This is a genomic window from Streptomyces sp. NPDC040610, from assembly GCF_055594065.1.
In genome coordinates, this window is the sequence record NZ_JBVIXA010000001.1 from 1,421,996 (window position 1) to 1,447,509 (window position 25,514).

General features: G+C 71.5%; 21 protein-coding genes and 1 pseudogene. 18 read left to right on the forward strand and 4 right to left on the reverse strand.

Going from position 1 to position 25,514, the window contains the following annotated elements; translation table 11 throughout:
* Positions 1-20 precede the first annotated feature (20 nt).
* Positions 21-998 (reverse strand): LLM class flavin-dependent oxidoreductase, encoded by a 978-nt coding sequence (locus tag ACZ6AA_RS06320; RefSeq protein ID WP_468451954.1) that lies wholly within the window; start codon positions 996-998, stop codon positions 21-23.
* Positions 999-1,088: 90 nt separating this feature from the next.
* Positions 1,089-2,549, reverse strand: a complete 1,461-nt coding sequence (locus tag ACZ6AA_RS06325) for a purine-cytosine permease family protein (protein ID WP_471456504.1) — start codon at positions 2,547-2,549, stop codon at positions 1,089-1,091.
* A gap of 215 nt (positions 2,550-2,764) precedes the next feature.
* Between ACZ6AA_RS06325 and ftsY the strand changes: the two genes are divergently transcribed.
* Positions 2,765-3,985: a signal recognition particle-docking protein FtsY gene (ftsY, locus tag ACZ6AA_RS06330; RefSeq protein ID WP_468451950.1), complete on the forward strand. Its 1,221-nt coding sequence runs from the start codon at positions 2,765-2,767 to the stop codon at positions 3,983-3,985.
* Between the two features lie 229 nt (positions 3,986-4,214).
* Here the strand turns inward: ftsY and ACZ6AA_RS06335 are convergent.
* A pseudogene (locus tag ACZ6AA_RS06335) lies at positions 4,215-4,850 on the reverse strand (bifunctional DNA primase/polymerase); the annotation flags it as partial.
* 735 nt (positions 4,851-5,585) lie between these two features.
* Between ACZ6AA_RS06335 and nsdA the strand changes: the two are divergent.
* From nsdA to ACZ6AA_RS06370, 7 genes are all read left to right on the forward strand, one after another.
* Positions 5,586-7,061, forward strand: a complete 1,476-nt coding sequence (nsdA, locus tag ACZ6AA_RS06340; protein ID WP_468451948.1) for a transcriptional repressor NsdA — start codon at positions 5,586-5,588, stop codon at positions 7,059-7,061.
* Between the two features lie 331 nt (positions 7,062-7,392).
* Positions 7,393-8,757 carry an ammonium transporter gene (locus ACZ6AA_RS06345; protein ID WP_468451946.1) on the forward strand — a complete coding sequence of 455 codons (1,365 nt, stop codon included), beginning with the start codon at positions 7,393-7,395 and terminating at the stop codon, positions 8,755-8,757.
* Entirely contained in the window at positions 8,754-9,092 is a 339-nt protein-coding gene (locus ACZ6AA_RS06350) for a P-II family nitrogen regulator (protein ID WP_030361971.1), read from the forward strand. The genes ACZ6AA_RS06345 and ACZ6AA_RS06350 overlap by 4 nt, the downstream gene beginning before the upstream one ends.
* Positions 9,093-9,140: 48 nt before the next feature.
* Positions 9,141-11,756 (forward strand): [protein-PII] uridylyltransferase, encoded by a 2,616-nt coding sequence (locus tag ACZ6AA_RS06355; protein WP_471456506.1) that lies wholly within the window; start codon positions 9,141-9,143, stop codon positions 11,754-11,756.
* 255 nt (positions 11,757-12,011) lie between these two features.
* Positions 12,012-13,577: a signal recognition particle protein gene (gene ffh, locus ACZ6AA_RS06360; RefSeq protein ID WP_087886019.1), complete on the forward strand. Its 1,566-nt coding sequence runs from the start codon at positions 12,012-12,014 to the stop codon at positions 13,575-13,577.
* A 156-nt stretch (positions 13,578-13,733) separates the two neighbouring features.
* Positions 13,734-15,665 (forward strand): ATP-dependent zinc metalloprotease FtsH, encoded by a 1,932-nt coding sequence (gene ftsH, locus ACZ6AA_RS06365; protein ID WP_471456508.1) that lies wholly within the window; start codon positions 13,734-13,736, stop codon positions 15,663-15,665.
* Between the two features lie 35 nt (positions 15,666-15,700).
* Complete coding sequence (locus ACZ6AA_RS06370) at positions 15,701-16,273, forward strand: maleylpyruvate isomerase N-terminal domain-containing protein (protein ID WP_471456510.1); 573 nt, start codon at positions 15,701-15,703, stop codon at positions 16,271-16,273.
* Between the two features lie 124 nt (positions 16,274-16,397).
* On the opposite strand, the gene ACZ6AA_RS06375 is transcribed toward ACZ6AA_RS06370, so the two are convergent.
* Entirely contained in the window at positions 16,398-17,258 is an 861-nt protein-coding gene (locus tag ACZ6AA_RS06375) for a class I SAM-dependent methyltransferase (protein WP_468451938.1), read from the reverse strand.
* A 215-nt stretch (positions 17,259-17,473) separates the two neighbouring features.
* Between ACZ6AA_RS06375 and proS the strand changes: the two genes are divergently transcribed.
* The 10 genes from proS to lepB (ACZ6AA_RS06425) all read left to right on the forward strand — a co-directional run bounded on the left by proS (position 17,474) and on the right by lepB (ACZ6AA_RS06425) (position 25,406).
* Positions 17,474-18,889 (forward strand): proline--tRNA ligase, encoded by a 1,416-nt coding sequence (gene proS, locus ACZ6AA_RS06380; protein ID WP_468451936.1) that lies wholly within the window; start codon positions 17,474-17,476, stop codon positions 18,887-18,889.
* Between the two features lie 259 nt (positions 18,890-19,148).
* Entirely contained in the window at positions 19,149-19,751 is a 603-nt protein-coding gene (locus tag ACZ6AA_RS06385) for a hypothetical protein (RefSeq protein ID WP_030361977.1), read from the forward strand.
* A gap of 266 nt (positions 19,752-20,017) precedes the next feature.
* Positions 20,018-20,452, forward strand: a complete 435-nt coding sequence (rpsP, locus tag ACZ6AA_RS06390) for a 30S ribosomal protein S16 (protein WP_030361978.1) — start codon at positions 20,018-20,020, stop codon at positions 20,450-20,452.
* Between the two features lie 2 nt (positions 20,453-20,454).
* Positions 20,455-20,694 (forward strand): RNA-binding protein, encoded by a 240-nt coding sequence (locus tag ACZ6AA_RS06395; RefSeq protein WP_030361979.1) that lies wholly within the window; start codon positions 20,455-20,457, stop codon positions 20,692-20,694.
* Between the two features lie 86 nt (positions 20,695-20,780).
* Entirely contained in the window at positions 20,781-21,344 is a 564-nt protein-coding gene (rimM, locus tag ACZ6AA_RS06400) for a ribosome maturation factor RimM (protein ID WP_468451933.1), read from the forward strand.
* On the forward strand, positions 21,344-22,165 hold the full coding sequence (trmD, locus tag ACZ6AA_RS06405) for a tRNA (guanosine(37)-N1)-methyltransferase TrmD (RefSeq protein ID WP_190119890.1): 822 nt from the start codon (positions 21,344-21,346) through the stop codon (positions 22,163-22,165). The genes rimM and trmD overlap by 1 nt, the downstream gene beginning before the upstream one ends.
* A gap of 131 nt (positions 22,166-22,296) precedes the next feature.
* Positions 22,297-22,647, forward strand: coding sequence for a 50S ribosomal protein L19 (gene rplS, locus ACZ6AA_RS06410; protein WP_016638799.1), 351 nt, complete (start codon positions 22,297-22,299; stop codon positions 22,645-22,647).
* A gap of 69 nt (positions 22,648-22,716) precedes the next feature.
* Positions 22,717-23,439 carry a signal peptidase I gene (lepB, locus tag ACZ6AA_RS06415; protein ID WP_468451930.1) on the forward strand — a complete coding sequence of 241 codons (723 nt, stop codon included), beginning with the start codon at positions 22,717-22,719 and terminating at the stop codon, positions 23,437-23,439.
* On the forward strand, positions 23,432-24,514 hold the full coding sequence (lepB, locus tag ACZ6AA_RS06420; protein WP_468451928.1) for a signal peptidase I: 1,083 nt from the start codon (positions 23,432-23,434) through the stop codon (positions 24,512-24,514). The genes lepB (ACZ6AA_RS06415) and lepB (ACZ6AA_RS06420) overlap by 8 nt, the downstream gene beginning before the upstream one ends.
* Positions 24,399-25,406 carry a signal peptidase I gene (gene lepB / locus ACZ6AA_RS06425; RefSeq protein WP_468451926.1) on the forward strand — a complete coding sequence of 336 codons (1,008 nt, stop codon included), beginning with the start codon at positions 24,399-24,401 and terminating at the stop codon, positions 25,404-25,406. Before lepB (ACZ6AA_RS06420) ends, lepB (ACZ6AA_RS06425) begins: the two co-directional genes overlap by 116 nt.
* The last annotated feature ends 108 nt before the right edge of the window (positions 25,407-25,514 follow it).

The following is a 25,514-nucleotide window of genomic DNA, read 5'->3' on the forward strand; positions in this document are numbered from 1 at the left end:
CCGGCTCAAGGACCGCAACGTCAGTCCTTGAGCCGGGGCAGTACGTTGTCGCCGAACAGGTGCAGGCTCCGCCACCCCTCGTCCACCGGCATCCCGCCGACGAGCGGATGCAGCACGAGATTCGCCCCGGACTCCGCGAGCGCCACGCACGCGTCGGGCGTGAGCACCCGGTACACGCCCTCGGCACGCAGGTCGTCGACTGTCGTCGCCGCCGAGCGCACCGCCGAGCGGATGTCGTCGGACTGCCAGGAGGCATAGGTGCGGGCCTCGTGCAGGAAGTGCTCCCCGTACGCGGCCCAGGTGCGGTCGGGGTCCTCGCTGAGGTGCAGCAGCGGGGTCTCGGCCGCGGGCATCATCGTCCAGCCCTCGGTGCCGTACTCGGCGCGCTTCTCGTCGTAGTACGCCTCCAGCTCCGGCAGATGCGCGCTCGGGAAGAACGGCAGGCCGAACCGGGCGGCGCGGCGGGCCGCCGCCCGCGACGAGCCGCCGACCAGGAGCAGCGGGTGCGGCCGGGTGTGCGGGCGCGGGGTGACGCGCACGGTGCGGCCGCGATGGCTGAACTCCTCGCCGGTCCACGCCTTGAGCAGGGTCTCCAGAAGCTCGTCCTGGAGCTTGCCGCGCCGGGTCCACTCGACGCCGAAGGCCGCGTACTCCTCGGGCCGGTAGCCGATCCCCGCGACCGTGACGAGACGGCCGCCGCTCAGCAGGTCGAGCACGGCGATGTCCTCGGCGAGGCGCAGCGGATCGTGCAGCGGCCCGATGACCGCCGAGACGGTCACCGCGATCCGCCGCGTCGCCCCGAACACCGCGCCCGCGAAGGCGAACGGCGAGGGCAGCCAGTTGTTGGCGACGCCGTGGTGCTCCTCGGTCTGGATCGTGGAGGCGCCGCGGTCGTCGGCGTACGCGGACATCTCCAGGGCGGCGCGGTAGCGGGCGCCGAGCGTGTCGGGGGTGGCCGCGGGATCGACGAGGTTGAAACGTACGACTGTGACGGGCATGCGGAACGTCCCCCTTCACCGGGTGCGGCGAAGGGGGACGGTAGCTGACGCTGCGTCAGATGGCCAGGGGCGGGCGGGGGGTGAGGGTGCTCACGCCTTGGCGGCGGCCTTGGCCGGCTCCGTCGCCCCGGCCGTGGTGGCCGTCTCGGGGAGGGGCTGGCGCGGCAGCAGGGCGTAGAGCGCGCCCGCGACCAGGATCGTGACGAGCCAGCCGAGGCCGTTGCGCCCGATCCAGGACGTGGCGAGCGGGCCGCTGAACCAGTCGACCTTGGTGAAGAGCAGGCCCACGACGAGCGCGACGCCCCAGGCGGTCATGGCCTGCCAGGCGAAGCCCGCCTTGTACCAGTACGCACTGGTGCGCTTGGTGTCCATCAGCGCTTCGCCGTCGTACGTCTTCCTGCGCAGCATGTCGATGCCGAACACGCCGATCCAGGCGGAGAAGGCGACCGCGAGCAGCGTCAGGAAGGAGATGAAGGAGCCCATGAAGCTGGTGGCGACGTTCATCAGGAGGTAGCCGAAGATCAGGCTGATGACGGCGTTCACGCTGACCGCCCACGCGCGCGGGACCTTGATGCCGAGCGTCATGGCGGTGAAGCCCGCCGAGTACATCGACATCGAGTTGATCAGCAGCATGCCGATCAGGGCCATGATCAGATACGGCACCGCGATCCACGTCGGCAGCAGGTCGCCGAGGAAGGCCACCGGGTCCTGCGCCGAGGACAGCTTCGGCTGCGAGACGGCCATGACCGCGCCCATCAGGACCATCGGGACCACGACGATGGCCGCGCCGCCGACGGCATGCCCGACCAGCGGCCTGTTCGGGGCCGTGCGCGGCAGATAGCGGGTGAAGTCCGGGCCCGTGGGCACCCAGCTGATGCCGCCCGCGGCGATCGTGCCGATGCCCGCGATCATCATCGCCGTGGAGCCCGCGGGCTTGTCGAAGACCTGGCCCCAGTCGGTGTCCGTGAGGAGATAGACGAGCACCAGGACGCTGAACGCGCCGAAGAGGTACGTCGACCAGGTGCTGCACACGTGCAGGACCTTGCGGCCGAGGCCGGAGATGAGGAACGTGGCGGCGACGAAGGCGAGCAGCGTGATGACCTTCAGGGCCGTGTTCGCCTGCACGCCGAAGCAGATGTCGAGCACGGTGAGGATCGCGTACGCACCCGTGACCGCGTTGATCGTCTCCCAGCCCCAGCGGGCGACCCAGATCAGCGCGCCGGGGAAGAGGTTGCCGCGCTGGCCGAAGACCGCGCGCGAGAGTGTCATGCCCGGGGAGCCGCCGCGCTTGCCCGCGATGGAGACGAGACCCACCAGGCCGTAGCTCAGGACGGGGGAGACCAGGGCGACGACCAGGACCTGCCAGAAGTTCAGGCCGTTCGAGACGATCAGGCCCGCGCCCATCGTCAGGAGCAGAACGCTGATGTTGGCGGCGACCCAGGTGGGGAACAGCTCGCGGGTCCTGCCGTGGCGCTCGGAGTCCGGGACGGGCTCAAGGCCTCGGGTCTCCATGGCGCCTTCGTGTTCGGCCGTTTCGGCGGTGGTGCTCATGAGGGGTGGTTCCGTGCCTCTCGCTCGGCTTGCGTCGACGTCGTCGCCGGCCGGTGGGGGTGAGCTGGGTGAATCAGCAGATGGGACTCTACGCGCGTTGACGCAGCCTCTTCCATCGTACTTTAGTCCGAGTAATGGCGGCTAGTGGCCTATGTCCTTTGGAGGAAGACACAAGGAGGCTGCCCGAAGGGCCCATGACTGATACTGGGTGAGTTATGGAAATCGTCATCCTTGCTGTAGTCATCGCCGTGGTCGTGGTCGGTGCGATCGGCGGGCTCGTCGTCGGCAGCCGCAAGAAGAAGCAGCTGCCCCAGGCGAAGGCCCCCTCCGCGACGCCCACCATCACCGCCCCTCCGGCCGAGCCGCACGTCGGCGACGAGGCCGAGACGCCGCGCGACGAAGCGCGCCGCACGATCGAGGAGGTGGACCTGCCGGTCGCCGAGCCCTCGGCGTCCGCACCCGTCACGACGGAGGAGCCCGCGGCCCCGCCGGCTCCCGAGATCGAGACCCCCGAGCCCACCGCGGGCCGCCTGGTGCGCCTGCGCACGCGCCTCTCGCGCTCCCAGAACGCACTCGGCAAGGGCCTGCTCACGCTCCTCTCGCGCGAGCACCTGGACGAGGACACCTGGGAGGAGATCGAGGACACCCTCCTGACCGCCGACGTCGGCGTCGCCCCCACCCAGGAGCTGGTCGAGCGGCTGCGCGAGCGCGTCCGGGTGCTCGGCACGCGCACCCCCGAGGACCTGCGCGCCCTGCTCCGCGAGGAGCTCCTCACGCTGGTCGGCACGGACTTCGACCGCACTGTGAAGACCGAGTCCGGCCTGGAGACCCCGGCCATCGTGATGGTCGTCGGCGTCAACGGCACCGGCAAGACCACCACCACCGGCAAGCTCGCCCGCGTCCTGGTCGCCGACGGCCGCTCGGTCGTCCTCGGCGCCGCCGACACCTTCCGCGCCGCCGCCGCCGACCAGCTCCAGACCTGGGGCGAGCGCGTCGGCGCCCGCACGGTCCGCGGGCCCGAGGGCGGCGACCCGGCGTCGATCGCCTTCGACGCGGTCAAGGAGGGCATCGCCGAGGGCGCCGACGTCGTCCTCATCGACACCGCGGGCCGACTGCACACCAAGACCGGCCTGATGGACGAGCTGGGCAAGGTCAAGCGCGTCGTCGAGAAGCACGCGCCGCTGGACGAGGTGCTGCTCGTCCTCGACGCCACCACCGGCCAGAACGGCCTGGTGCAGGCCCGCGTCTTCGCCGAGGTCGTCGACATCACCGGCATCGTCCTCACCAAGCTCGACGGCACCGCCAAGGGCGGCATCGTGGTCGCGGTCCAGCGCGAGCTGGGCGTCCCCGTGAAGCTCATCGGCCTCGGCGAGGGCGCGGACGACCTGGCGCCGTTCGAGCCGGAGGCGTTCGTCGACGCGCTGATCGGAGACTGAGGCGGCGGGCGTCGTGGTGCGCTCAGGCGTGGTGCGCTCAGGTCTGGCGCGTTTACGTGTGCGGCGCTTACGTGTGCGGCGCTTACGTGTGGTGCGTCTGCGGGTAGTGCGCCTGCGCGTGGTGCGCTCCGTCAGCGAAGAAGTGCCCCGCCCCCGGGTGCAGCCGGGAGTGGGGCACTTCGTCATGTGGTCGCCGCGTGCGGTGCGTGCGCCCCGCGCGGGGCGCGTGTTACGCGGGCGACCGGTGGGCGACGTACGCCAGCGTGCCGAGGAGGAGCCGGGCGTGCGGCGGACCCGTGACCGACTCGGGGTCGGGGGAGCGCAGCCAGCGGACCGGGCCGAGGCCCGCGCGGTCGGACGGCGGGGCGGTGATGTGCGCGCCGGGGCCGAGGCCGTGCAGGTCGAGCCCGGTGTCGTCCCAGCCCATGCGGTAGAGCAGCTGCGGCAGTTCGGCGGCGGCGCCGGGGGCCACGAAGAAGTGCGTGCGGCCGTCCGGAGTGGCCGTCACCGGGCCGAGCGGCAGGCCCATCCGCTCCAGGCGCACCAGGGCGCGCCGCCCCGCCGCCTCGGCCACCTCGATCACGTCGAACCCGCGGCCCACGGGCAGCATCACCGCCGCGCCGGGGAACTGCGACCAGGCCTCGGTCACCTTGTCGAGGGTGGCCCCCGCGGCGATCTCCGGGGCGAAGTCCAGCGGGTGGGCGCCGGGGGCGGCGCAGTCGGCCCGGCCGCACGAACAGCGGCCGTCCTGGGCGCGTGCGCCGGGCACCACGGCCCAGCCCCACAGGCCCGTGTACTCGGCGACGGCCGTGCACTCCTCGGCGGTCGAGCGACAGCGCCGACGGGACCCGGAGCGCGGCTCCTTCGTCTCCTTGGCGGCGCGGGTCTCCTTGGCGGCACGGGCGTCCTTGGCGGCGCGCGGCTCCTTCGTGGCGCGCGCCTCCTTGGCCGCGCGCGGCACACGCGCCTCCGCGCCTGCTTCCGCCGCGCCTCTCGCGCCCGTCTCGCCTGTCTGCTCGGTCCCCCGGACGTCCTTCGTTCCCCGGACACCGAACCGGGGCTCTTTGGTCCCCCGGATGCCGCCGATCGTGAAGCCCATGCCCCCTCCAACGGGTCGCGTGTGCGGTGGTTACGTGTGCGCGGTGGTGACGTGACGGATCCGGACCGTGACTCGCCGCGCCTGGACGCGTTGTGCACGTCTCAAGCCGACTCTCGCCGACTTTCGCCGCGTTCCGCCGTCAACTGGTGCCCGCGCTCGGAGGCATTACAGGTGGTGCACTCCGTTGCCCGCGCCCCTGCGTGCTCCGCTCCGCCCACTTTTGGTTGTCCGGTGTCAAGTGAATCGTGTGCGGCGGGCAAGGAGTTCATTCGAAGGGGTGGCGAATGGTGGCGTTTCCGCGTTCGCCCTCGCCGGAGCGGTGATCGTAGGATTACTTTCGGTACATGGCTCGGGGACTTGCGCACTCGTGGGTATGCCGGAGGCAAGTCGGTTTCCCGTTCGAAGGGTGACATTCTCCGGACGGACCGCCGCAACACGCGGCATTCTGTTAGGGCTTGACGTGGACCTCGGACAAGTGGCTTGAGGGATGGGGGCGTTCCAGTGGGCGGCAATGGCGGTAGCGGTGCGAACGCTGAGAAGCGCCCCAACGAGATGCTCGGTTCCTGGTTCGTGCGCAGCGGCTGGTCGAAGGGCGAGCTGGCCCGCCAGGTGAACCGCAGAGCACGCCAGTTGGGCGCGCACCACATCTCCACGGACACCTCACGGGTGCGCCGCTGGCTGGACGGCGAGAACCCCCGCGAGCCCATCCCGCGCATCCTCTCCGAGCTGTTCTCCGAGCGCTTCGGCTGCGTCGTCGCCGTCGAGGACCTCGGCCTGCGCGCCGCCCACCAGTCCCCGTCCGTGTCCGGCATCGACCTGCCCTGGACCGGCCCCCAGACCGTCGCGCTGATCAGCGAGTTCAGCCGCAGCGACCTGATGCTGGCGCGGCGCGGCTTCCTCGGCACCTCGCTCGCCCTGTCCGCAGGACCCGCCCTGATCGAGCCCATGCAGCGCTGGCTCGTGCCCGGCCCCTCCGCCCCGGTGCCCGAGCCCGAGCCGCAGCTCACCTCGCGCCGCCCCGGCCGCCTCTCCCGGCCCGAGCTTGACCTGCTTGAGTCCACCACGGTGATGTTCCGCCAGTGGGACGCCCAGTGCGGCGGCGGCCTGCGCCGAAAAGCCGTCGTCGGTCAGCTGCACGAGGTGACCGACCTGCTCCAGGAGCCCCAGCCCGAGGACACCTCCAAGCGCCTGTTCAAGGTCGCCGGTGAACTGGCCGAACTGGCAGGCTGGATGAGCTACGACGTAGGGCTCCAGCCCACCGCCCAGAAGTACTTCGTGCTCGCCCTGCACGCCGCCAAGGAAGCCGGCGAGAAGTCCCTCGGGTCGTACATCCTCTCCAGCATGAGCCGCCAGATGATCCACCTCGGCCGGCCCGACGACGCCCTCGAACTGATCCACCTCGCGCAGTACGGCAGCCGCGACTGCGCGAGCCCGCGCACCCAGTCGATGCTGTATGCGATGGAGGCCCGCGCCTACGCCGGAATGGGGCAGCCAGGCCGCTGCAAACGGGCGGTCCGGATGGCCGAGGACACCTTCGCCGACGCGGACGACTGGGACGAGCCCGAGCCCGACTGGATCCGCTTCTTCTCCGAGGCCGAGCTCAACGGCGAGAACGCCCACTCCTTCCGCGACCTGGCCTACGTGGCCGGGCGCAGCCCCACGTACGCCTCGCTGGCCGAGCCCGTCATGGCCCGCGCCGTCGAGCTCTTCGGCAACGACCCCGAGCACCAGCGGTCGTACGCACTGAACCTGATCGGCATGGCCACCGTCCACCTGCTCCAGAAGGAGCCCGAGCAGAGCACGGTGCTCGCGGGCGAGGCCCTGGCCATCGCCAAGAAGGTGCGCTCCGAGCGGGTCAACACCCGGCTGCGCAAGACCGTCGACAACGCCCTGCGGGACTTCGGGGACGTGGCGGACGTGGTCCGGCTCACCGACCAGCTCGCCGTCGACATGCCGGAATCCGCGGAGGCCGTCTGACATGCCCGCGCACCCGGCCGCCTGACCGGCGCGCCCCGCACACTCCGGCCGCGGCCGGCCCATCCCGACAGCCCGACTCGGCTCCCCCATGCCAGGTCATCCGGATAGGCCCGCCGCGGCCGGTCCCGTGAGGGTAGGACCGCCCCGTCCCGCGCACCCCGCGGTTCATCCACGCGTAACACGCACGACCTCTTCGTCACTGGCGCGAAACATCGAGCGGCACTGACCGAAACCGCGCTGCGCCAACCTCATGCGGCATAACCGGCCCACCGTCCTCGCACCGCAGAGGGTGAAGCCCGCACGGGCCGTATCCGACGACGAGGAGACGCCGATGCCCCCAGGCATCACGCTTGCCGCAGACGCCCCGCAGCTGTCTGCCGCCAACACCGGGTTCATGTTGATCTGCTCCGCCCTGGTGATGCTCATGACGCCGGGGCTCGCCTTCTTCTACGGAGGCATGGTCCGCGTCAAGAGCACCCTGAACATGCTGATGATGAGCTTCATCAGCCTCGGGATCGTCACCGTCCTGTGGGTGCTCTACGGCTTCTCCGTCGCCTTCGGCACCGACCACGGCAGCCTCTTCGGCTGGAACGGCGACTACGTGGGCCTCGGCGGGATCGGCCTCAACGAGCTGTGGGACGGGTACACCATCCCGGTCTACGTCTTCGCCGTGTTCCAGCTGATGTTCGCCGTCATCACGCCCGCCCTGATCAGCGGCGCGCTCGCGGACCGCGTGAAGTTCACCGCGTGGGCGCTGTTCGTGGCCCTGTGGGCGACGATCGTGTACTTCCCGGTCGCGCACTGGGTGTGGGGCACCGGCGGCTGGGCCTTCGAGATGGGCGTCATCGACTTCGCGGGCGGCACGGCCGTGCACATCAACGCCGGTGCCGCCGCCCTCGGCGTGATCCTCGTCATCGGCAAGCGCGTCGGCTTCAAGAAGGACCCGATGCGCCCGCACAGCCTGCCCCTGGTGATGCTCGGCGCCGGTCTCCTCTGGTTCGGGTGGTTCGGGTTCAACGCCGGGTCCTGGCTCGGCAACGACGACGGCGTCGGCGCGCTGATGTTCATCAACACCCAGATCGCCACGGCCGCCGCCATGCTCGCCTGGCTCGCCTACGAGAAGATCCGCCACGGCGCGTTCACCACCCTCGGCGCCGCCTCCGGCGCGGTCGCGGGACTCGTCGCCATCACCCCCTCCGGCGGCTCCTGCTCGCCCCTCGGCGCGATCGCCATCGGTGCCGTCGCCGGTCTGCTGTGCGCCCTGGCTGTCGGCCTGAAGTTCAAGTTCGGCTACGACGACTCCCTCGACGTCGTCGGCGTCCACCTGGTCGGCGGCATCGCGGGATCGCTCCTCGTCGGTCTCTTCGCCACCGGTGGCGGCCAGTCCGAGGCGCAGGGTCTCTTCTACGGTGGTGGCCTCGAACAGCTCGGCAAGCAGGCCGCCGGTGTCGGCGCCGTCCTCGGCTACTCCCTGGTCGCCTCCGCCGTCCTCGCCTTCCTGATCGACAAGACGATCGGCATGCGCGTCGACGAGGACGAGGAGGTCGGCGGCATCGACCAGGTCCAGCACGCCGAGACCGCGTACGACTTCAGCGGCGCGGGCGGCGGCTCCGCGCCCCGCACGACCGCCGTGCCGGGCCCGGTCCAGGGGGCCGCGCAGCCGACGGCCCAGAAGAACAAGAAGGTGGACGCATGAAGCTCATCACCGCGGTCGTCAAGCCGCACCGCCTCGACGAGATCAAGGAGGCCCTGCAGGCCTTCGGGGTCCAGGGCCTGACCGTCACCGAGGCCAGCGGCTACGGACGGCAGCGCGGCCACACCGAGGTCTACCGCGGCGCCGAGTACACCGTCGACCTCGTACCGAAGATCCGCATCGAGGTGCTCGTCGAGGACGAGGACGCCGAACAGCTCGTCGAGGTCGTCGTCAAGGCGGCCCGCACCGGCAAGATCGGCGACGGCAAGGTGTGGAGCGTCCCCGTCGACACGGCGGTCCGGGTGCGGACCGGCGAGCGCGGACCCGACGCGCTGTGACGCGCACGGCGTGCGCGCTGTAGTCCCACAGAGAACAGGAGCCGCCGGGTGACGAGCGTGGAAGTACCGAAGGAATCAGCAGACTCGGCAGACACGGAAGACTCCGGACCCAGCGGCTACGCGGCGGCCCGGCTGCGCCTCCTCCAGGAGGAGGCGCGGTCCGGGCCGCCGCGCCGTTCCGCCCTCGCCGAGCTGACGGACGGCTGGCTGAACGGGCTCTTCGCCGCGGGCACCGCCGACACCGGGCCCGGCGCGTCGCGGGGCATCGCCCTGGTCGCCGTCGGCGGCTACGGCCGCGGCGAACTGTCGCCCCGCAGTGACCTCGACCTGCTACTCCTCCACGACGGCACCGCGGACCCGGGCGCGGTCGCCGCCCTCGCCGACCGCATCTGGTACCCCGTCTGGGACCTCGGCCTCGCCCTCGACCACTCCGTGCGCACCCCCGCCGAGGCCCGCAAGACGGCGGCCGACGACCTGAAGGTCCACCTCGGCCTGCTCGACGCCCGGCACCTCGCCGGTGACCTGGGGCTCACCACCGGGATGCGCAGCGCGGTCCTCGCCGACTGGCGCAACCAGGCCCCCAAACGGCTGCCCGAGCTGCGGGAACTGTGCGCGGACCGGGCCGTGCGCCACGGCGAGCTCAGCCACCTCCTCGAACCCGACTTGAAGGAGGCCCGCGGCGGACTCCGCGACGCCACCGCGCTGCGGGCCGTAGCCGCCTCCTGGCTCGCGGACGCGCCCCGCGAGGGCCTCGCCGAGGCCCGCAGCACCCTGCTCGACGTCCGCGACGTCCTGCACCTGACGACCGGCCGCGCCACCGACCGGCTCACCCTCCAGGAACAGGACCAGGTCGCCGCCGAACTCGGCCTGCTCGACGCCGACACCCTGCTGCGGCAGGTGTACGAGGCTGCGCGCACCGTCGCTTACGCAGGCGACGTGACCTGGCGCGAGGTCGGACGCGTGCTGCGGTCCCGGAAGGCGAGGCCGCGGCTGCGCGGACTCCTCGGCGGCGGGAAGACGTCCGTGGCCGAGCGGTCGCCGCTGGCCGAGGGCGTCGTGGAGCAGGACGGCGAGGTCGTGCTCGCGCGCGCCGCCCGGCCGGAGCGGGACCCCGTGCTGCTGCTGCGGGCCGCCGCGGCCGCCGCGCAGGCCGGGCTGCCCCTGTCCCTGCACGCCGTGCGCCGCATCGCGACCGCCGCCCGGCCGCTGCCCACGCCGTGGCCCGCCGAGGCCCGCGAGCAACTGGTGACGCTGCTCGGCGCCGGGCGGCCGACCGTCCAGGTCTGGGAGGCGCTGGAGGCCGAGGGCCTGATCACCCGGCTGCTGCCCGACTGGGAGCGGGTCTGGTGCCGCCCCCAGCGCAACGCCGTCCACACCTGGACCGTCGACCGGCACCTCGTCGAGACCGCCGTCCGCGCCGCCGACCTCACCCGCCGCGTCGGACGGCCCGACCTGCTGCTCGTCGCCGCCCTGCTGCACGACATCGGCAAGGGCTGGCCCGGCGACCACTCCGTCGCCGGGGAGATCATCGCCCGCGACGTGGCCGCCCGGATCGGCTTCGACCGCGCCGACGTCGCCGTACTCGCCTGTCTCGTACGCCACCACCTCCTCCTCGTCGAGACCGCGACCCGGCGCGACCTCGACGACCCCGCGACCGTGCGGTCCGTCGCCGAGGCCGTCGGCTCGCCCGGCACCCTGGAGCTGCTTCACGCCCTCACGGAGGCGGACGCGCTCGCCACCGGGCCCGCGGCCTGGTCGTCGTGGCGCGGCTCGCTGGTCGCGGACCTGGTCAAACGGGTCGCGGCGGTGCTCGCGGGGGACGAGGTCGAGGACCCGTACGCGGTCGGGGACGGCGCGCCCGCCTCGGCGGAGGAGGAACGGCTCGCGGTGGAGGCGGTGCGGACGGGGGCGCCGGTGGTGGCGTTGCGGGCGGATTCTGGCGGGGGCGCCTTGGGTGGTGCGGGGGGCGAGGGGGCTGCGGTTTCTGAGGGCTCTGGGGGCTCTGAGGGCTCTGTGGGCTCTGGGGTTTCCGCGGGGTCTGGGGGGCCTGCGGGGCCTGGGGGCTCTGTTGGTCCGGCCGGGGAGCAGGCCGAGCCGCTGGGGGTGGAGCTGCTGGTCGCCGTGCCCGAGCAGGGCGGGGTGCTGCCCGCCGTCGCCGGGGTGCTCGCCATGCACCGGCTGACCGTGCGCACCGCGGAGCTGCGGGCGGTCGGGCTGCCCGAGGAGATGCCCGGCTCGGTGCTGATGCTCCAGTGGCGGGTGGCCGCCGAGTACGGCTCGCTGCCCCAGGCCGCGCGGCTGCGGGCCGACCTGGTGCGGGCGCTCGACGGGTCCCTCGACATCGCGGCCCGGCTCGCCGAGCGGGACGCCGCGTATCCACGGCGCCGGGGCACGGTGGCGCCGCCGCCCCGGGTCACCGTGGCGTCGGCGGGGTCGCGGCGGGCGACGGTGATCGAGGTGCGGGCCCAGGACGCTCCGGGGCTGCTGCACCGGATCGGGCGGGCGCTCGATGCGGCGGAGGTGCGGGTGCGCAGTGCGCATGTGTCGACGCTGGGGTCCAACGCGGTGGACGCCTTCTATGTGACGGGGTCGGACGGGGCGCCGCTGGCGGGGGAGCGGGCGGCGGGGGTGGCGCGGGAGGTGGAGGCGGTGTTGCGGGGGTAGGGGGACGGTCGCTCGCGGGGCTCGTCGTACGAGGTGCGCGGGTTCCCTTCGTACGGGGTGCGTCTGTGCCCGTCGTACGGCGTGCGTCTGTGCTGTCGTACGAGGCGTGCGAGCGCCGTCGGACCGGGCCCGTGGGCCTCGCCCGGGGCCCGGCCGAGGTCAGGTGGGGACGGAGGGCACCCGTCCCGGCGAGAGGCAGATACCCTGGAGGGCGACTCGCCCGCCCGCCCCCGATCCCGAGGATTCGCGACCGCCGTGTTCGACACTCTTTCCGATCGCCTCGCAGCGACATTCAAGAACCTCCGCGGCAAAGGCAGGCTCTCCGAGGCTGACATCGACGCCACGGCGCGCGAGATCCGTATCGCCCTGCTCGAAGCGGACGTCGCCCTGCCGGTGGTCCGCGCCTTCATCAAGCAGGTCAAGGAGCGGGCGACCGGTGTCGAGGTCTCCGCGGCGCTGAACCCGGCCCAGCAGGTCATCAAGATCGTCAACGAGGAGCTCATCGGCATCCTCGGCGGCGAGACCCGGCGCCTGCGCTTCGCCAAGCAGCCGCCCACGGTCATCATGCTCGCGGGCCTCCAGGGCGCCGGTAAGACCACGCTGGCCGGAAAGCTCGGCCGCTGGCTGAAGGCCCAGGGCCACTCCCCGCTGCTCGTGGCCTGCGACCTCCAGCGCCCGAACGCCGTGAACCAACTGTCGGTCGTCGCCGAGCGCGCGGGCGTCGGGGTCTACGCCCCGCAGCCGGGCAACGGCGTGGGCGACCCGGTGCAGGTCGCCAAGGACTCGATCGAGTACGCGCGTACGAAGCAGTACGACGTGGTCGTCGTCGACACCGCGGGACGCCTCGGCATCGACCAGGAGCTGATGCAGCAGGCCGCGGACATCCGCGACGCCGTCAGCCCCGACGAGGTCCTGTTCGTCGTCGACGCGATGATCGGTCAGGACGCCGTCAACACGGCGGAGGCCTTCCGGGACGGCGTCGGCTTCGACGGCGTCGTGCTCTCGAAGCTCGACGGCGACGCCCGCGGTGGTGCCGCGCTCTCGATCGCGCACGTCACCGGCCGCCAGATCATGTTCGCCTCCAACGGCGAGAAGCTGGACGACTTCGACGCGTTCCACCCGGACCGCATGGCGTCCCGCATCCTCGGCATGGGCGACATGCTCACGCTCATCGAGAAGGCCGAGCAGACCTTCTCGCAGCAAGAGGCCGAGAAGATGGCCTCCAAGCTGGCGAGCAGCAAGGGCGGCAAGGACTTCACGCTCGACGACTTCCTGGCCCAGATGGAGCAGGTCAGGAAGATGGGCAGCATCAGCAAGCTGCTCGGGATGCTGCCCGGCATGGGGCAGATCAAGGACCAGATCAACAACCTCGACGAGCGCGACGTCGACCGCACCGCGGCCATCATCAAGTCGATGACCCCCGGTGAGCGGCAGGAGCCGACGATCATCAACGGCTCGCGGCGGGCCCGTATCGCCAAGGGTTCCGGTGTCGAGGTCAGCGCCGTGAAGAACCTGGTCGAGCGGTTCTTCGAGGCCCGCAAGATGATGTCCCGCATGGCGCAGGGCGGCGGCATGCCGGGGATGCCAGGGATGCCGGGCATGGGCGGTGGCCCCGGCAAGCAGAAGAAGAAGCAGAAGCAGGCCAAGGGCAAGCAGCGCTCCGGCAACCCGATGAAGCGCAAGCAGCAGGAGGACGAGGCCGCCGCGCGCCGCGCCGCGGCCGAGGAAGCCGCCGCGAGCGGGGCGTTCGGGCTCCCGGCCGGGGGCCAGGGCGGCAAGGACTTCGAGCTGCCGGACGAGTTCAAGAAGTTCATGGGCTGAGCACGGCCCTTTCGGTACGTCGTCCAGGGGCGCCCCACCACGTGGTGGGGCGCCCCTGGCGTATCCGCGGGCGGGTGCAGGGGCGGGGGCCCGCGTGTGTCCCCTGGCGGGCCCGGAGCGGGTGCCGGTGGGCCTTTTGTGTCGTAGCGTCCGCTTATGAGCAACCCCGTGCCGCCGCGTCAGAAGCCCGAGCAGCCGTGGCGCTCCGAGGGTGCTCCGGAACCCGCGCCCACGCCGCCGCCGAAGCGGAAGCTGCCCGGTGGCTGGGGCGGGCTGATCCTCACGGCCCTGATCGTCTATCTCGTCGCCAACCTCGTTCTCTCCTTCTTCGGCGACGGCGACGAGCCGACCATCTCGTACACGGAGTTCAGCAAGCAGGTCGACTCCGGAAACGTCTCGAAGATCTACTCCAAGGGCGACGCGATCCAGGGGCAGCTCAAGAAGGAGCAGAAGGATCCGGACGGGGGTGACGAATACACCAAGTTCAAGACGCAGCGGCCCGAATTCGCGGACGACAAGCTGTGGGGCGATCTGACGAAGAACAAGGTCACGGTCACCGCCGAGCCGGTGGTGCAGGAGCGCAGCTTCCTGTCCAACCTCCTGATCTCGCTCGCCCCGATGCTGCTGCTCGTGGTGCTGTGGATCTTCATCGCACGGCGGATGGCGTCCGGGATGGGCGGCGCGGGCGGCATGCTCGGGCGCAAGCAGCCCCCGAAGCCCGTCGAGCTGGAGCCGGGCAAGAAGCGGACCACCTTCGAGGACGTCGCGGGCATCGACGAGGTCGAGGGCGAGCTGAACGACGTCGTCGACTTCCTGAAGAACCCCGACGCCTACCGGAAGATGGGCGCGCGGATGCCCGGCGGTGTGCTGCTCGCCGGGCCGCCCGGGACCGGCAAGACCCTGCTGGCGCGGGCCGTCGCCGGTGAGGCAGGGGTGCCGTTCTTCTCGGCGTCCGCGTCGGAGTTCATCGAGATGATCGTGGGGGTGGGGGCCTCGCGGGTGCGCGAGCTGTTCGCCGAGGCCCGCAAGGTCGCGCCCGCCATCATCTTCATCGACGAGATCGACACCATCGGGCGGGCCCGCGGCGGTGGCAGCGGCATGGGCGGGCACGACGAGCGCGAGCAGACGCTCAACCAGATCCTCACCGAGATGGATGGTTTCTCCGGCTCCGAGGGCGTCATCGTCATCGCCGCCACCAACCGCGCCGACATCCTCGACCCGGCCCTGACCCGTCCCGGCCGCTTCGACCGCGTCGTCAACGTGTCACCGCCCGACCGCGGCGGCCGCGAGGCCATCCTCGGCATCCACACCCGGGCGATCCCCCTCGCCGAGGACGTGGACCTGGCCCAGATCGCCCGCACGACCCCGGGCATGACGGGCGCGGACCTGGCCAACCTCGCGAACGAGGCCGCCCTGCTCGCCGTGAAGCGGGGGCAGGAGCTGGTCACGCAGTCCGACCTCTCCGAAGCCCTGGAGAAGGTGCAACTGGGCGCCGAGCGGCCGCTGGTGATGCCCGACGAGGAGCGCCGCCGGACCGCGTACCACGAGAGCGGGCACGCCCTCCTCGGGATGCTGCAGCCGGGCGCCGACCCCGTCCGTAAGATCACCATCGTGCCGCGCGGACGCGCCCTCGGCGTCACCCTGTCGACCCCGGACGCCGACAAGTACGCGTACACGGAGGAGTATCTGCGCGGCCGCATCATCGGCGCCCTGGGCGGCATGGCGGCCGAACACGTCGTCTACGGAGTCATCACGACCGGCGCCGAGAACGACCTGGAGCAGGTCACCAACATCGCCCGCGGCATGGTCGCCCGCTGGGGCATGAGCGAACGCGTGGGCCGCCTCTCGGCCCTCCCGAACGACGCCCAGCAGGCCTACGGCCTGGCCGCCGCCCCGGGAACCCTCGACACCATCGAAGGCGAGATGCGCCGCATCGTCGACGAGTGCTACGAGAGCGCCTGCCGCCAACTCCGCGACCACCGCGGCCAACTGGACGCCCTGGCCGCGTCCCTCCTGGAGAACGAGACCCTGGAGGAGGCCGACGCCTACAGGGTGGCCGGTATTGCACGGCTCACCAAGGAAACGTGAGGCACACGCGCCACCGGGCTGGCCAACGTGCCGCCATGGACAGCAGCGACGTCAGGGAAGCCGCCGCCGAACTGCTGCGGGCGCTCGGCCCGCACGCCGACCGGGACTGGGCCCCCGTCCCCGCGGGCTCCCTGGAGTGGAGCTGCCGGACCACGGCGACACACATCGCACACGACCTGCTGGCCTACGCGGGCCAGCTGAGCGCCCGCCCGGACACGGCGTACCTGCCGTTCGACCTGACCGTCCGCCCGTCCGCCACACCGGCCGACATCCTGCGCGTCATCACCGCCGCCGCGGGGCTCCTCGCCACCGCCATCGACGCCTCCCCGGCCGATGCCCGTGCCTGGCACCGGGGGCCGTGCGACCCCACGGGTTTCGCGGCGATGGGCACCGCCGAGATCCTGCTGCACACGCACGACATCACCCAGGGCCTCGCCGTGGCGTGGCTGCCGCCCCGGGCGCTGTGCGAGCGCGTGCTGGCCCGGCTCTTCCCGGACGCCCCGGACGGCGACCCTGCGGCCGTGCTGCTCTGGTGCACGGGGCGCGGCGACCTCGGCGGGCGTGAGCGCCGGACGGTCTGGACATGGCAGGCGGCGCTCAAGGAGTGAGGCGCGTCGGTGTGGGGTCTACGTAGAGGGCGGTTTTCGGCGCGCCCCGTCCCCTGTAGTGCGTGCTCAGCCGTGCGTACGAAGCAGTGGCTGTTGGTCGGCAGTGTCTACGTAGCCGTGGCTGTTAAGGCGTGCGTGCGATCAAGTAGCGGAATACGTTCGGCATCCACAGCGTGCCGTCGCGGCGCTGATGCGGATGTAGTGCCTCGGTCAGTTCCTTGTCGACCTGCACCTCGTCCGTCGCGCCCACCGCCGCGTCGAACAGGCCGGTGGACAGCAGGCCGCGGACGGCGCTGTCCATGTCCGCGTAGCCGAAGGGGCATGCCACACGGCCCGAGCCGTCCGGTTTGAGGCCCGCGCGGTGCGCCACCTCCTCCAGGTCGTCCCGGCACGCCGGGCGCCAGCTGTGCGCGCTGCGCAACGGGTCGGCGAGCTTCGTGGCCACCCGGAGCACGGAGGACGTGGTGCAGCGCTCCGGTGGGCCCCAGCCGACGAGGACCACGGGGGCGCCTCGCTCGGCGAGCGGGGAGGCCGACTCCAGGAGTGCCGAGAGGCCCTCGGAGTCGCCGGCCACGCACCCGATCGGCTGGAACGCGGTCACCAGGGTGTACGGCGGGTCGTCCGGGGACGCGGTGTCCTCGGGGGAGCCCTCCACCAGGCGGGTCCCGGCCCCTGGGCGTGCGCCCGCGGACGCGTCCGGCGCGAGGCGTTCGCGGGCGAGCGCCAGGCGTTCGGGCGCCGACGGTTCCACGCCGGTCACCGAGGCGCCCCGCGAGGCCGCCATCAGCAGGGCGAGCCCGGACCCGCAGCCCAGGTCGAGAAGGCGCGTGCCGCGGCCCACTTCCAGTCGTCCGTACACCGCTTCGTAGAGCGGGACCAGCATCCTCTCCTGGATCTCCGCCCAGTCACGCGCGCGTGCGCACCGGTCCACACGTGGGGTCGCACCCGCGCGCGGGCGGTGGGAGTGCACGAGCGTAGGTGTCATCGAAAAGCGCCCCAATCCGCCGAGAGTTGTCGTGCCGATTTCTACGATTCGTCCGCCCCCACGACGTGCGTTCACGCTCCCCCCGTATGCCAGGGAACTCCGCATCCGTCGTGGCGTCCAGGGGTTGTGGGGCAATGCTTGCGTGCCACCGTCGTGCGCCCCCTGGGACCGTAAATTTCCGGCCCTTCAGACGGCTCGGACGTACCATGCGCGCCATGGCAAAGGCACCCGTACTCACGCCCCGCGCGGACGACTTCCCCCGCTGGTACCAGGAGCTGATCACCAAGGCCGAGCTGGCCGACAACGGGCCGGTGCGCGGCACCATGGTGATCCGACCGTACGGCTACGGGCTGTGGGAGCGGATGCAGCACGACATGGACGCACGCATCAAGGAGACGGGTACCCAGAACGCGTACTTTCCCCTCCTGATCCCGCAGTCGTACCTCACGCGCGAGGCGGAGCACGTCGAGGGCTTCGCTCCGGAGCTGGCCGTCGTCACGCACGGCGGCGGCAAGGAACTGGAGGAGCCGGTCGTCATCCGGCCCACTTCGGAGACCATCGTCAACGAGTACTTCTCCAAGTGGGTGCAGAGCTACCGCGATCTGCCGCTGCTCATCAACCAGTGGGCCAACGTGGTCCGCTGGGAGCTGCGGCCGCGCCTGTTCCTGCGCACGTCGGAGTTCCTGTGGCAGGAGGGCCACACGGCCCACGCGACGTACGAGGAGGCGCGCGACTTCGCCGCCCGTATCCACCGGCACGTCTACGGAGCCTTCCTGCGGGACCTCCTCGCCATGGACTTCGTGCTCGGCCGCAAGACGGCAAGTGAGCGCTTCGCGGGCGCCATCAACACCCTCACGCTCGAAGGCATGATGGGCGACGGCAAGGCCCTCCAGCTCGGCACCAGCCACGAACTCGGCCAGAACTTCGCCAGGGCCTTCGGCACCCGGTACCTGTCGAAGGACGGCGAGCAGGAACTGGTCTGGCAGACCTCCTGGGGCTCCACGACCCGCATGATCGGCGCCCTGGTGATGATGCACGGCGACGACAACGGCCTGCGCCTGCCGCCGCGCCTCGCGCCCGTCCAGGCCGTCGTCCTCGCCGTCAAGGACGACGACGCCGTGCTCGCCAAGGCCCGCGAGATCGGCGAGCGGCTGACGGCGGCGGGCGTACGCGTCCAGGTCGACGACCGCACGGAGACCCCCTTCGGGCGGCGCGCCGTGGACTGGGAGCTCAAGGGCGTGCCGGTGCGTGTCGAGATCGGGCCGCGCGACCTGGAGAACGGCACCGCGATGCTCGTACGCCGGATCGCGGGCGGCAAGCAGCCCGTGGCCCTCGACGCCCTCACGACGCTCCTGCCCACCGTCCTCGAAGAGGACCAGGAACTGCTGCTCACCCAGGCCCGCGCCCGCCGGGAGTCCCGTACGACCGACGTGGCCGACGCCGTCGAGGCCGTCGAGGCCGCGGCGGCGGGCGGCTGGGCGCGCCTGCCGTGGGCGGCGCTCGGCCCGGCGGGCGAGGCGCGGCTGGCCGAGCACGGCGTGACCGTACGGTGTCTGGTCACGGAGGACGGGGCGGTGCCGGACGCCGATGACGCACCCGGTAACGTCGCCGTCGTGGCACGCGCGTACTGAGATCCCGGATTCCGGCTGGGGTGCCTTCAGGAGGCGTCGGCCGGTCCTCTTCGCAACAGGGGCCCCGGCGCACGGAGTTGACCTACGCGCCGGGGCGTACGCGCCACTACGTACCGCCTTGTTGTGAGCTGCGAGGCTTCTCCGCAGATCAGCGCACCCGCCCTCGTCCGGACGCATCAACGGCAACTGACGGGTAAGTGCAAATTATTTGAGATGCCCCGGAATGGAACCCGGAGGCACCCCGGCTCGTTGTCACGACGTGAGCACGACACCACCTGTTCTCGCCGCAGAGCTGGCACAGGCGTGGGCCGACATTCAGCGGCACCACTCCGAGCTGCCGGACCTAGCCGCGCCCGAATCCCTGATCGGAGAGTCGTCGTCCGCCTGTGGCGCCGAGCTCTCCTTCGAACGACTGCTCCACGAGGCAGTCCACGGCATCGCCGCGGCCCGCGGCGTACGCGACACCTCACGCGCGGGCCGTTACCACAACCGCAGATTCCTCTCGATCGCCGAGGAGCTGGGCCTGGACCACCCGGAGGAGCCGCATCCGAGCAGCGGTTTCTCCCTGGTCACGCTCAACCCCGAGGCCAAGAAGCGCTATCGCCCGACCATCGAGCGGCTGCAACGCGCCCTGCGCGCGCACACGGTCGCCACCACGGCCGACACCTCACGCACCTTCCGCGGCCCGGCCGCCCGGCACGGGTCCTCCGGAGGCGGCGTGCGCGTGAAGGCCGTCTGCGACTGCGGGCGCAACGTCCGCGTCGTGCCGTCCGTCCTCGCCCAGGCGCCGATCATGTGCGGCGGCTGCGGCAAGCCCTTCCGGATCCCGGAGGTGGTGGGCGTCGGCGCGGGAGCGGGGTGAGCCGGGTCCACCCGCGATGAGCTGGTGCGGGGCGGTCGGGCCGGATTCGGCCGCCCCCCTGGGAGGAAGCAGTGGCCCGAAGGGTCTCGGTTGAGGGTGGCGGTGGGAGACGGGTGGGCGTGTGGCACAATGGCTAGCTGTACTCGACAGTCGCACAGGACCCCTCTCTCCTCCGGCTGACGCGTCCATCGGGCACCTCGAGTACCGCAACCCCACGCGGCATCCCGTTGTGCCCAACCACGTCAAGACCAGGAGACACCACTCCCGTGGCAGTCAAGATCAAGCTGAAGCGTCTGGGCAAGATCCGTTCGCCTCACTACCGCATCGTCGTCGCCGACTCCCGTACCCGCCGTGACGGCCGGGCCATCGAGGAGATCGGTCTGTACCACCCGGTGCAGAACCCCTCGCGCATCGAGGTCAACTCGGAGCGTGCGCAGTACTGGCTGTCCGTCGGCGCCCAGCCGACCGAGCCGGTCCTCGCGATCCTGAAGCTCACCGGTGACTGGCAGAAGCACAAGGGCCTGCCGGCCCCCGCTCCGCTGCTGCAGCCGGAGCCCAAGGCCGACCACCGCGCCCTCTTCGAGGCCGTGGCCAAGGACGCCGACGGCGAGCCCAAGGGTGACGCCATCACCCAGAAGAAGAAGGCCGAGAAGAAGGACGAGGCCCCGGCCGAGTCCGCGGCCGAGTCGACCGAGGCCTGAGCATGCTCGAGGAGGCTCTCGAGCACCTCGTGAAGGGCATCGTCGACAACCCCGACGACGTGCAGGTCGCCTCGCGCAACCTGCGCCGTGGACGCGTCCTGGAAGTCCGGGTCCACCCGGACGACCTGGGCAAGGTGATCGGCCGCAACGGCCGCACCGCACGCGCTCTGCGGACCGTCGTGGGCGCCATCGGCGGCCGCGGTGTCCGCGTCGACCTCGTCGACGTGGACCAGGTTCACTGAACCACACGTAGCACCGGCTCGGGCCGGGGAGGGCTCCAGGGCCGTCCCCGGCCCGCAGTCGTATTCAGCAAGGGAGAGACAGCACAGTGCAGCTCGTAGTCGCGCGGATCGGCCGCGCCCACGGCATCAAGGGCGAGGTCACCGTCGAGGTGCGCACCGACGAGCCGGAGCTCAGGCTCGGCCCCGGCGCCGTGCTCGCCACCGACCCCGCCGGAGTGGGGCCGCTGACCATCGAGACCGGCCGGGTGCACAGCGGCAGGCTGCTGCTCCGCTTCGCGGGCGTACGCGACCGCTCGGGCGCCGAGGCGCTGCGCAACACCCTGCTGATCGCCGAGGTCGACCCGGAGGAGCTCCCGGAGGACCCGGAGGAGTTCTACGACCACCAGCTGATGGACCTCGACGTGGTCACCAAGGACGGCGCCGAGATCGGCCGGATCACGGAGATCTCCCACCTGCCCTCGCAGGACCTGTTCATCGTGGAGCGGCCCGACGGCAGCGAGGTGATGATCCCGTTCGTCGAGCAGATCGTCACCGAGATCGACCTGGAGGAGCAGCGGGCCGTCATCGACCCGCCGCCCGGCCTGATCGACGACCGCGCGGAGGTCGCGTCCGCGCGTGACGCCGAGGCGGCCCCGGAGGACCAGGCGTAATGCGGCTCGACGTCGTCACGATCTTCCCCGAGTACCTGGAACCCCTGAACGTCTCCCTCGTCGGCAAGGCCCGCGCGCGCGGGCAGCTCGACGTCAACGTGCACGACCTCAGGGAGTGGACGTACGACCGGCACAACACGGTCGACGACACGCCCTACGGCGGCGGCCCGGGCATGGTCATGAAGACCGACCCCTGGGGTGCCGCCCTCGACGACGTGCTCGCCGAGGGGTACGAGGCGGGGGCGCACGGGCCCGTCCTCGTCGTCCCCACGCCCAGCGGGCGCCCCTTCACCCAGGAACTCGCCGTCGAGCTCTCCGAGCGGCCCTGGCTGGTCTTCACGCCCGCGCGCTACGAGGGCATCGACCGCCGCGTCATCGACGAGTACGCGACCCGGATGCCCGTCTACGAGGTCTCCATCGGCGACTACGTCCTCGCGGGCGGCGAGGCCGCCGTCCTGGTCGTCACGGAGGCCGTGGCCCGGCTCCTGCCCGGTGTCCTCGGCAACGCCGAGTCCCACCGCGACGACTCCTTCGCGCCCGGAGCCATGGCCAACCTCCTCGAAGGCCCGGTCTACACCAAGCCCCCGGAGTGGCGCGGCCACGGCATCCCGGACGTCCTGCTCAGCGGCCACCACGGCAAGATCGCCCGCTGGCGCCGGGACGAGGCGCTGCGTCGTACGACCGCCAACCGGCCCGACCTGATCGAGCGTTGCGACCCCGCGGCCTTCGACAAGAAGGACCGCGAGATGCTCTCGATCCTGGGGTGGCGCCCGGGGCCCGACGGCCGATTTGGGCGAGACCCCGAGGCCGTGGAAGAATAGGCCGCTGCTGTACGTCCAGCCTGCGCCCCTGCCACAGGGGGAACGACGCCGGCCCGACGCGATCAGCTACCGAATCCTCATCACCACGTACCGCTGATGACCTGTGGCATCAGCGAAGAAAGCAGACGATCATGTCTCACCTGCTCGACTCCGTCGACTCCGCGTCGCTGCGCAGCGACATCCCGGCCTTCCGCCCGGGTGACACCGTCAACGTCCACGTCCGCGTCATCGAGGGCAACCGCTCCCGTGTGCAGCAGTTCAAGGGCGTAGTCATCCGCCGCCAGGGCGCCGGTGTCCGCGAGACCTTCACGGTCCGCAAGGTCTCGTTCTCCGTGGGCGTCGAGCGCACCTTCCCGGTGCACACCCCGATCGTCGAGAAGATCGAGCTCGTCACCAAGGGCGACGTCCGTCGCGCCAAGCTGTACTACCTGCGTGACCTGCGCGGCAAGGCCGCGAAGATCAAGGAGAAGCGCGAGAACTGATCTCGCGCCCGGCCCCCGGGCCGAGCTCCCACGCGGGTCCACAGCCGGGCCGGATAGCATCTGGCCCCGATGGACACCGAAGCACAGCACACGGAGCGCGACCGCTCCTCCCCCTCCTCCGAGTCCGACACCGCATCCGCGGACGCACCGGACTCCGAGGGCACGGAGGAGCGGTCGCGTTCCGTTTTCGCGTCCGTCATGGACTGGCTCCCGGGCGGCCGGCTCACCCTGACCGCCCTCCTCACCCTGGGCGTCCTGCTCGTCCTCAGCACCTTCGTGGTGCAGCCGTTCGCGATCCCCAGCGGCTCCATGCAGCCCGCGTTCCAGCCCGGTGACCGCGTACTCGTCAACAAGTTGGCGTACCGTTTCGGTTCCGGTCCCCAGCGCGGAGACGCCGTCGTCTTCGACGGCAGCGGCTACTTCGGAGACTCCGACTACGTCAAGCGGGTCGCGGGAGTCGGCGGGGACCGCGTGGTCTGCTGCGACAACCGGGGGAGGATCAAGGTGAACGGCGAGCCCGTCAACGAGCCCTACCTCTTCCCCGGGGACGCCCCCTCCAAGGTGCCCTTCGACGTCGTCGTGCCCGACGGCACCCTCTTCCTGCTCGGCGACCACCGCGGCGACTCCAGCGACTCCCGCGACCACCTGGGCTCTCCCGGCGGCGGCATGATCCCCGTCGACGCGGTCATCGGCAGGGTCGACTGGATCGTCTGGCCGCTCAGCCGCTGGACCTCCCTGAAGCGTCCCGACGCCTACGCGCGCGTGCCGGCACCAGGCGGCGCGCATGGGTAACCGCGGCCGCGCGAAGGCCACCCACGCGGCCGACACCCGGCTGCCCACCGGCACCCGCCCGACCAGCGGCCCCGTGCTGCCCGGCCGGGCCGACCGCCGCAAGCTCGCGAAGAAGGTCAAGCGCCGCAGGCGCCGCTCCGCGATCAAGGAGATACCGCTCCTCATAGTCGTCGCCCTGCTGATAGCCCTCGTCCTGAAGACCTTCCTGGTGCAGGCCTTCGTGATCCCCTCGGGCTCCATGGAGCAGACGATCCGCATCGGCGACCGCGTCCTAGTCGACAAGCTCACCCCGTGGTTCGGCGGCAAGCCCTCGCGCGGGGACGTCGTCGTCTTCAAGGACCCCGGCAACTGGCTGGAGGAGGAGCGCGGCAAGAAGAAGGACGACCCCGTCGTGATCAAGCAGATCAAGCAGGGCCTGACCTTCATCGGACTGCTCCCGTCCGACGGCGAGCGCGACCTGATCAAGCGCGTCGTCGGCGTCGGCGGCGACACCGTGCAGTGCTGTGACAAGAACGACAAGGTCACCGTCAACGGCGTGGCGATCAACGAGCCGTACCTCTTCCCCGGGGACAAGCCCTCCCTGTTCGAGTTCAAGGTGAAGGTGCCGAAGGGGCGGTTGTTCATGATGGGCGACCACCGGTCGGACTCCGCCGACTCCCGCTTCCACCGGAACGAAAAGTTCAGCGGCACCGTCTCGGAGGATGAGGTGGTGGGCCGCGCGCTCGTCATCGCCTGGCCGTTCGGTCACTGGCGTGAGCTGGACGAACCCGATGCGTACGCGTCCGTGCCCGACGCGCCCGCCGGGTCGGCCACGGCCACAGGAGCGTCGCATAGGGTGGCTCCCGGCGATCGCAACGGAATTACCGGCCTCCCGACCCCTGCGGAACTCCCGCTCGTTATGGGAGTGGTGGGCCTGCATCGCGTACGGGGCAGGCGGCGGTACGGACTGAGGAGTGGATGTGGGGGATGTGGCGGTCGGCGCACGATCCGGACACGAGGGGCCCGAGGAGCAGCCTGGGCACTCCGCAGGGCCGGTACCCGCACCCGCGGGGGACGGGATGAGCACCGGCCCTGACACCGCGGCCCCCGGCTCCGCGGCTCCCGGCGAGACCGGCGTCCCCGGCCCTGAGGGCACGGAGCCGCCCAAGCCGGCGAAGGGCAAGAAGCCCAAGTCCTTCTGGAAGGAGCTGCCGCTCCTCATCGGCATCGCGCTGATCCTCGCCCTGGTCATCAAGACCTTCCTGGTCCAGGCGTTCTCGATCCCCTCGGACTCCATGCAGAACACGCTGCAGCAGGGCGACCGGGTGCTCGTCGACAAGCTGACGCCGTGGTTCGGCTCCGAGCCCGAGCGCGGCGAGGTCGTGGTCTTCAAGGATCCGGGCCACTGGCTGGACGGCGAGCCCACCCCCGACCCGAACGCGGTGCAGAAGGTCCTCGGCTGGATCGGCCTGATGCCGTCCGCCGACGAGAAGGACCTGATCAAGCGCGTCATCGCGGTCGGCGGCGACACCGTCGAGTGCAAGGGCACCGGCCCGGTGAAGGTCAACGGCAAGGCGCTGAACGAGAAGAACTACGTCTTCGAGGGCAACACCCCCTGCACGGTCGACGACCAGGGCGGCCAGTTCAAGGTCACGGTCCCCAAGGGCAAAATCTGGGTCATGGGCGACCACCGGCAGAACTCCCTGGACTCGCGCTACCACCAGAACCAGCCCGGCGGCGGCGCCGTCCCCGTCGACAACGTCGTGGGCCGCGCCTTCGTGATCGCCTGGCCCCCCACCCGCTGGGGAACGCTGCCGGTCCCGGACACCTTCGACCAGCCCGGCATCAGCCAGGCGCTGAGCGCGGCCCCGGCCGCCCTCGGCCTCGCGGGCGCCGTGCCGCTCGTGCTCTGGCGCCGTCGGCGGGTGGCCGCGCGCCTGGATTCCGGGCACACCACCAGGGTTTCTGGCGGGGGTACCGCCGGGTAGTCTGCCGTCCCAGATCACCGATCTTCCACGGCCCTCGTCCGCCGCAGCACGTCGTTGTCGTACGTCGCTCGCATAGGCGGTACGAAGGGCCGCGGGGTCGTCTCCGAG